This is a genomic window from Bacillus haikouensis (assembly GCF_013179555.1).
Classification (GTDB): domain Bacteria; phylum Bacillota; class Bacilli; order Bacillales; family Bacillaceae_B; genus Rossellomorea; species Rossellomorea haikouensis_A.
The window spans coordinates 1-6,774 of the sequence record NZ_JABMCR010000222.1 but is presented as its reverse complement, the minus strand read 5'-3'; the positions used below and the strand labels follow the sequence as shown (position 1 = coordinate 6,774).

Below are 6,774 nucleotides of genomic sequence, written 5' to 3'. Positions count from 1 at the left end.
ACCTTTCCACAAGAACAAATTATTAGTCTCTTGTTCCTTCATATCTTCCGACTTTTATTTTCCCCAAAAGCTTCTCTCAGCCGTTTATTCGTTTCATCAAATCTCTTTCCCTTTGCCTCGATGTATTTTTCATCCGCTTTTTCTTTACCTGAGGCTACGTGAATAATTTTTTCGTCTTCATTCTGCTTTCCCTGTTTGCTCATTATTTGATCCCTCCAAGTAATTTGATGGCAAAGTTACGAAATAAGGCGGATTCCGATTCGATGATGTCTCGCAAGATGTCTTCTCTAAAACGCCGCACGTTCTGTTCCGTCGTGAATCGATCAACAGGATAATGAAAACAAATCACATAGTGTCCTGACTTGATCCACAGATATAACTGTCGCTTTTTTTCACTATAGAACAACTCGGGATTTCCGCTCTCGAACGCTTTTACTACAAAAGAAGCCGGATCCTTCAGGCTGTGGAATGAAGGATCGTCACCCGCCATACCGGAAGCAGCAATGAATTGAAGTTGTCCAGCTGCCTTTCGATAAAGCGTGATGCCCGAGCAGGATTCATATTCACCGATTACTCTTTCAAACACGGTTCCCGGCTTTGTATAAATGATTCCCTTTGTCAGGAAGCGCTGCAGGTATTCGAGAAACATTCGTGGATTGTGTATTTCTCCATTATTCAGGTATTCAATTAGTTTAGAGGTGAATTCTGCATGTTTTCGATAGGCGGGGCCCTCTGAAATCTGTTCATCGATTTCGTCTTTCAACGCAAGGTACCTGCTGCCTTTTCGAAATAAATCACTGAAGTATCTTTTCATTCCCTTTATTGTATCGACACCAAGCGCCATTTGTTCCAGATAATGGCCTTTTTGATAGACGTCATATAGAAATCCCCATACATATGAATCAATCTGATCCGTCTTCCCAGGATGTTTATTCCAGGCTGCTTCGGCAATATCCTTATACGTATCAGGCTCCACGCCATCGTGGTCTCTCTTATATTCTTCCACCATCTCAGCGATCATCATCCTCAGGTCATCCCAGAACAACCGGTAGATTTCTTCTTGTACAAACACGATAATGTGCTTGTTCAGTTGGTGCGCCGCTTGAAATTCACAGTGCGTGACGGTTGCTTTAAACGATTCGATATAACTGCCGGCCTTTTGGGCAACGAATAATAAGAACACATCGCTCTTCCCAACGTGTTCCAGGCAATTTTCAACCAAATGCTGCGGCGGCCAGGGACCAAAGTCTTTCTCATACATCAGCGGCTCATGTTCCATCGCTTTCAATTCTGAATATACCTGCTCCCTCAGCAGGCTCAACCCGGGATCGGCAGCAGAACTTATGAATATCCTCGCTGGTTCAGCCATCCTAACACCTCATTTAGTAAGTGCATTTACTATTCGATTCTATTCCGTTCGTTTTCATTCATTCCATAAAAAATGTTGCGGGCAGGTTTAAGGGAATTTTTTAAAAACACTTGCCTTTACACCCCTCCTCGAGTAAACTAATGAAAATAATTCCAATACACTATAAGTAATGATAGGATTCAGTAGTCAATTATCTCCCTGTCGAAGAGATCTGATGGACGGTGAAAATCAGAACAAAGATAATGGCGAATTACCCCCTTGAACTTTTCCTGTGAACAGCAGGAAACGGCCGGACCGTTATCTGATTGAGTGGAAGAGTGATTCTTCAAGCAAGGGTGGTACCGCGTTAACCACGCCCCTTTTATCAGGGGGCGTGGTTTTTATTATTTTATAAGGAGGAGAAAGGGATGAAGGAACTGACAAAAGAGCAGCACGCAGAAGTGGAGAGGCAGATCAGCATTTATCTGAGCGGGGTTGTGGAGACCATTCCGGAGGGTGAATTAAGAAACAAAGTGGCCCGTTCCATTCAGACCGGCAAGCCGTTGAAAATCAAGCTCGGTCTCGATCCGACGGCACCGGACGTCCATTTAGGGCATACCGTGGTCTTGAATAAGCTGAAGCAATTCCAGGAAAACGGCCATATCATTCAGCTGATCATCGGGGACTTCACCGGGAAGATTGGCGATCCGACCGGAAAATCAGCCGTTCGTAAACAACTGACGGATGAAGATGTGAAACGGAATGCCAAGACATACTTTGAACAATTCGGCCGCGTGCTCGATATGGAGAAAGTGGAGCTCTTCTACAACTCCGAATGGCTGACGCAGTTGAACCTCGAGGACGTCATACGATTATCTTCCAGTATCACAGTCGCACGCCTGATCGAGCGGAACGACTTTTCCAACAGGATCGCAGCAGGGAAACCCATTTCCCTGCACGAGTTCTTCTACCCGCTGATGCAGGGCTATGATTCCGTCGCACTCGAAAGCGACATCGAGCTCGGCGGCACCGACCAGCATTTCAACGTCCTGATGGGCAGGCATGTTCAGGAGCACTACGGGAAAGAAAAACAGGTGGTCATGCTGCTTCCGCTGCTCGAAGGACTGGACGGCGTGGACAAAATGTCCAAATCCAAACACAACTACATCGGAATCGACGAACCTCCAAATCAGATCTTTGGAAAAACGATGTCGATACCGGATGAGCTGATCGGCAAATACTTCGACCTGGCAACAGACTTGCCGGTTGAAGAAAAGCAAACGATCTCGGCAGGCTTAACAGACGGCACCCTCCATCCAAGGGACGCCAAAATCCGCCTGGCCCGCACTATCGTTTCCATGTTCTACGGGGAAAAAGCAGCCGAATCGGCAGTCCGGCACTTCCAAAACGTCTTCCAAAAAGGAGCCCTCCCCGATGATATTCCTTCAATCGAGTGGAAAGGCGACCCGTCCATTTCCATCATCGAACTGCTGGTTGGACTGGGAATGCAGAGTTCAAAGAGCGAGGCTGGAAGAATGATCAAGAACGGCGGCATCCGGATCGACGGTGAGAAAGTGCTGGATACCGATATGGTTGTTCCCATAACGGACGGGATGATTGTGCAGGTTGGGAAGAGGAAGTTTGTGAAGGTCGGATTATGAAGGACGAAGGTTCCACTGACAACGACTAAATCTATTTCTATATAAATTGCAATGAATCTGCTGGGGCAAAACTTAGAAACCACTTTCTAAGAATGAACATAGTAGAACAGACTTTAAATACACTATGAAGACTTCGCTCTCCGCGGGCAGCCAATGAATCCTCATTAAGATGAGCGGAGGCGGCGCATAAGTCAGGCAGGCTTGAAAGGCGCACTTTCCCTTTTGGGCTTGCTTACCTTATGGCCGTTCCCCCACGGAGCAAGGAAGGCCGCATAAGTATGATTCTTCAGGACCAATCAACGCCGCTCCAAGAGGATTGCAGCTTTCGCAACAGAACAATTTGGCCGACATGATACGTATCGTGCATCATAATACTGCTGAGTAAACGCTCAATAGAGTACCTGTCAGCTGCATACGGAGCTTTTAACTTTTCATCGTCAAGGTCCGCAATCACCGTTTTTAATTTCTTCATGACTTCATTTAGGCGCTGCACCGTCTGGGCCCACCCGCTTTCGTCTTCAGGATCCCCCGGATTTCCAAAGGTTTCTTCATTGTCTTCTGCCTTATGAGGATTCTCTGTACCCTTCATTCGATGGATTACGTCTTCATTCCAAAATATCAAGTGGTTGACAATCTGCCAAATCGAATTGGTGACTCCCGAACTTGTCCATGCTGCCTCAGCGGCGGTAACTCCATGAAGCGCCTGTTCCATGGATGCAAACCAATCATTCTCATGACAATGCATCTCGAGTTGTTCTCTAAACATTTTGGTTACAACTTGCATACAAACCAGTCTCCTCGCTATTTAGTGTAATCTTTCAAAAGTAAAAGCCAAAATCTGGCTATATCAATTGGTCCTAAAAAGGGAAAAACCATTTATAAGTGGCTTAATTCATACAATACTTTGGCGTAGATGGCTGTCGCTTTGATTAATTCATAGATTTGGTGAGAGCTGTCTGCCTTACCAGGGAAAAGCGCACTGTAAGGCACTGCATTTTTCATCGACGATGCTTATGTTTCCACGCCCGATGTTAAACGTGCCGGTTCCTCCCCTGTAATCGACTGGTAAGCCGATTGCAGTGTTTTGTTTAAAGTAGAGAATTAAATCATTTAAAGTCCCCTTCTTAATTGATTTTCTCCGCCAACTCTAAAATAATCCCCTCTGGACCACGAACGTAACATAGCCTATAACTTCCTTCGTATTGCTGGATCTCACTAAAGATTTCCGTGTCCTTCTTTTTCAAATTTGCGACAATGGTTTCAATATCTTCAACAGCAAAACAAATATGTCGGATACCCAGCGTATTGGCTGAAGGCTGCTGAATATCTTTTTCATCTGATGGGCTGTGAAATTTGACTAACTCTATCCATACCTGACCATCCGGCATCCCCAATCCTACACATTCCGTTTTAACATCCTTAAGCCCAACTATTCTATCCAGCTGTTCTCCATCCAATTCCCATTCCGCCTGCACTTCAAGTCCTAAATCAAGAAAAAATTCTTTCGCCTCCGAAAGATCATGTACGTTTATACTCACATGATCGATTCTATTGATCTTCATATCTCTACCTCCTGTGTCCCTGTTATTTTCAGATGTGATATTTTACTAAGGGTGAGACGTTCCGTTTCTTTTTATCGAACACTTAAGAGGCCGCAAGTTAATTAATCGATTTTAACCAAATACATATCCGCTACAGATTTATTCCGAATAAACCCAAGGTCCTCATACAGCTTAATCGCCGGATTATCTTGGAGTACAGCTAAGCGGGCAGCCGGGTACTCTTTACTCGAGATGTTTATCGAATGGGTTAACAGAAATCGTCCGATACCCCTCTGTTGATGATCAGGGTCCACGGCTAAGCTCATGATGAGAGGATAGTCTTCAAATTCCATATGCAGGCATACACCAACAATGGTGTTCGTGCTCTTATCTGCGATTACTCTTGAACACTCATCCATGATTATATTGTTTTGATATTTTTCTATGAACTCCTCTACGTGATTCACATAATCCTCTTTGGTTCCGATTTGTTTATACACTGAATTCGCTTTATAGGATTTCATGATTAAACGGGCGATATCATTCGTATCTTCACTTGAAATCGATCTGGAGCTATATCCTTCAGGCAGCACTGCCTTCATTGACTGTGTTGGACGGATCATCCAATAATTGACTTCCCGAACCTGGCATCCTTGTTGTTCATAAGCTGGAACGTGTTCTTCTATAATGTCTCTAAAGGTAATCTCATCTTCAGTCTTCGATATCTTTATTAAATAGTTTACAAGCTTGTGTACCAACCCTTCATAGTCTTCATAAGGCGGTATAACAAATAAATCTGCCATGAAATTAGGTTTCAGGAATACACCGCCCACCATATTTTCATCTTTCATGATGACATATCCGCAGTCAAAAATGGATGCAATTTCAATCATTGCCGCCGGGGACCTTCTAAAAAAGTAGTCTGCATATTTTTGACCATAATAAATGGAATAATATCGATTGAATTCTTTCGGTTCCTGATAAACCAATCTCAACCCATCTTCTAAATCAATACCGTCGTGTATCGATTGAACTTGCTCACTCATCTTTCATTCCCCCCTCTGCCCTTCATCACGGATGAAGTACAAACTTCCAATAAGCCAGACAAATAAATGTACATACCCAAGAAACAAACCCAAACACCGTGACAATGGTATTTTCAGACCACCCGTATTTCAAGCCGTAGTGAAAGTGAATCGGTGTCATCCTGAAGATCCTCTTCCCTGTCATTTTAAATGAGGCAACCTGCAGGATGACCGAAAGCTGTTCGGCAAAATAGATAATGAATAACAGGGGAATGAGAATCTCCACTTTCTCTATAATGGCAAGAAATGAAAGGGATCCGCCTATCGCCAATGATCCCGTATCCCCCATAAACGCTTTGGCAGGAAATAGATTATAGATGAGAAAACCGAGCAAGCATCCAATCATGATCAAACAGAAAAGCTTCACTTCTGCTGTGTCTGAAATCACAAAGAAGAAAAAATATGTAGGGATGGCAACCACGCCTAGAAGCCCGTCCAGGCCATCCGTAAAATTAATGGCATTGGCAGAACCAACAACAAATAAAGCGATCACAATGATATAGACTGCCATCGGAAGATCAAAGGAGACATTTTCAGAAATTCGAATCCCGGTATCTATTCCCAGTTCGCTAATCACGTAGAAAAGCAGTGAACCCGTAAACAGAAATTGCAGCACAAGCTTGGTCCGGCCCGATACCCCTAGAGGATCCTGGCGTGAAGCTTTCCAAAAGTCATCCAAAAACCCAATAAATCCAAATAGAATGTACGTGACAGCCAGGAAATACATGAATGGCGTTGGTGAAAAGAATATGGATACGATAATACCTGTTAAAAGAATAATCCCAAACATTAACGGGGTGCCCTTTTTCATTTGATGATTGGAAGGAAGCTCTTTCCTGATCGGCTGAAGCAGCTTTAATTTTTTTAATAGAGCAATGAAAAGCGGGGATAAAACAGCGACTACTATAAACGCAATGATTGCCGGGATGATTTGATCACTCACATCTATTATTCTCCTTTTCTATTTATTACCTATATATAAATTCTAGTAAGACGGTTGATTTCCTTTAATCCATTCAAAAAAGCCTCCCACTTCCAAACGGAAGCAGAAGGCCAACCCTCTTTATTTTTTATTAACAGAAGCATCATAAATCGATTCAATCGCATTCTTCATCGCTTCGTCGAAATCTTCGGCCGTT

The 6,774-nt window shown here is 43.7% G+C and carries 7 protein-coding genes and 1 other annotated feature; of the genes, 1 reads left to right on the top strand and 6 read right to left on the bottom strand.

All coding sequences use genetic code 11. The annotated features are described in order from the left end of the window. Nucleotides 1–38: 38 nt before the first annotated feature. Both HP456_RS17720 and HP456_RS17715 read right to left on the bottom strand, forming a co-directional pair. Nucleotides 39–203 (bottom strand): hypothetical protein, encoded by a 165-nt coding sequence (locus HP456_RS17720; protein WP_172253567.1) that lies wholly within the window; start codon nt 201–203, stop codon nt 39–41. Then, nucleotides 203–1,369: a DUF4062 domain-containing protein gene (locus tag HP456_RS17715; protein ID WP_172253565.1), complete on the bottom strand. Its 1,167-nt coding sequence runs from the start codon at nt 1,367–1,369 to the stop codon at nt 203–205. Before HP456_RS17715 ends, HP456_RS17720 begins: the two co-directional genes overlap by 1 nt. 160 nt (nt 1,370–1,529) lie before the next feature. Then, nucleotides 1,530–1,732 (top strand) — a binding site (T-box leader). A 44-nt stretch (nt 1,733–1,776) separates the two neighbouring features. Between HP456_RS17715 and tyrS the strand changes: the two genes are divergently transcribed. Further along, nucleotides 1,777–3,009, top strand: coding sequence for a tyrosine--tRNA ligase (gene tyrS / locus HP456_RS17710; RefSeq protein WP_172253563.1), 1,233 nt, complete (start codon nt 1,777–1,779; stop codon nt 3,007–3,009). Between the two features lie 286 nt (nt 3,010–3,295). Here the strand turns inward: tyrS and HP456_RS17705 are convergent, their stop codons facing one another. The 4 genes from HP456_RS17705 to mraY all read right to left on the bottom strand — a co-directional run bounded on the left by HP456_RS17705 (nt 3,296) and on the right by mraY (nt 6,578). Then, nucleotides 3,296–3,793: a DinB family protein gene (locus HP456_RS17705; RefSeq protein ID WP_172253561.1), complete on the bottom strand. Its 498-nt coding sequence runs from the start codon at nt 3,791–3,793 to the stop codon at nt 3,296–3,298. Between the two features lie 340 nt (nt 3,794–4,133). After that, entirely contained in the window at nt 4,134–4,571 is a 438-nt protein-coding gene (locus HP456_RS17700; RefSeq protein ID WP_172253559.1) for a VOC family protein, read from the bottom strand. Nucleotides 4,572–4,672: 101 nt separating this feature from the next. Next, nucleotides 4,673–5,596, bottom strand: coding sequence for a GNAT family N-acetyltransferase (locus HP456_RS17695; protein ID WP_172253557.1), 924 nt, complete (start codon nt 5,594–5,596; stop codon nt 4,673–4,675). 25 nt (nt 5,597–5,621) lie between these two features. Then, entirely contained in the window at nt 5,622–6,578 is a 957-nt protein-coding gene (gene mraY, locus HP456_RS17690) for a phospho-N-acetylmuramoyl-pentapeptide-transferase (protein ID WP_376766234.1), read from the bottom strand. Nucleotides 6,579–6,774 lie beyond the last annotated feature (196 nt).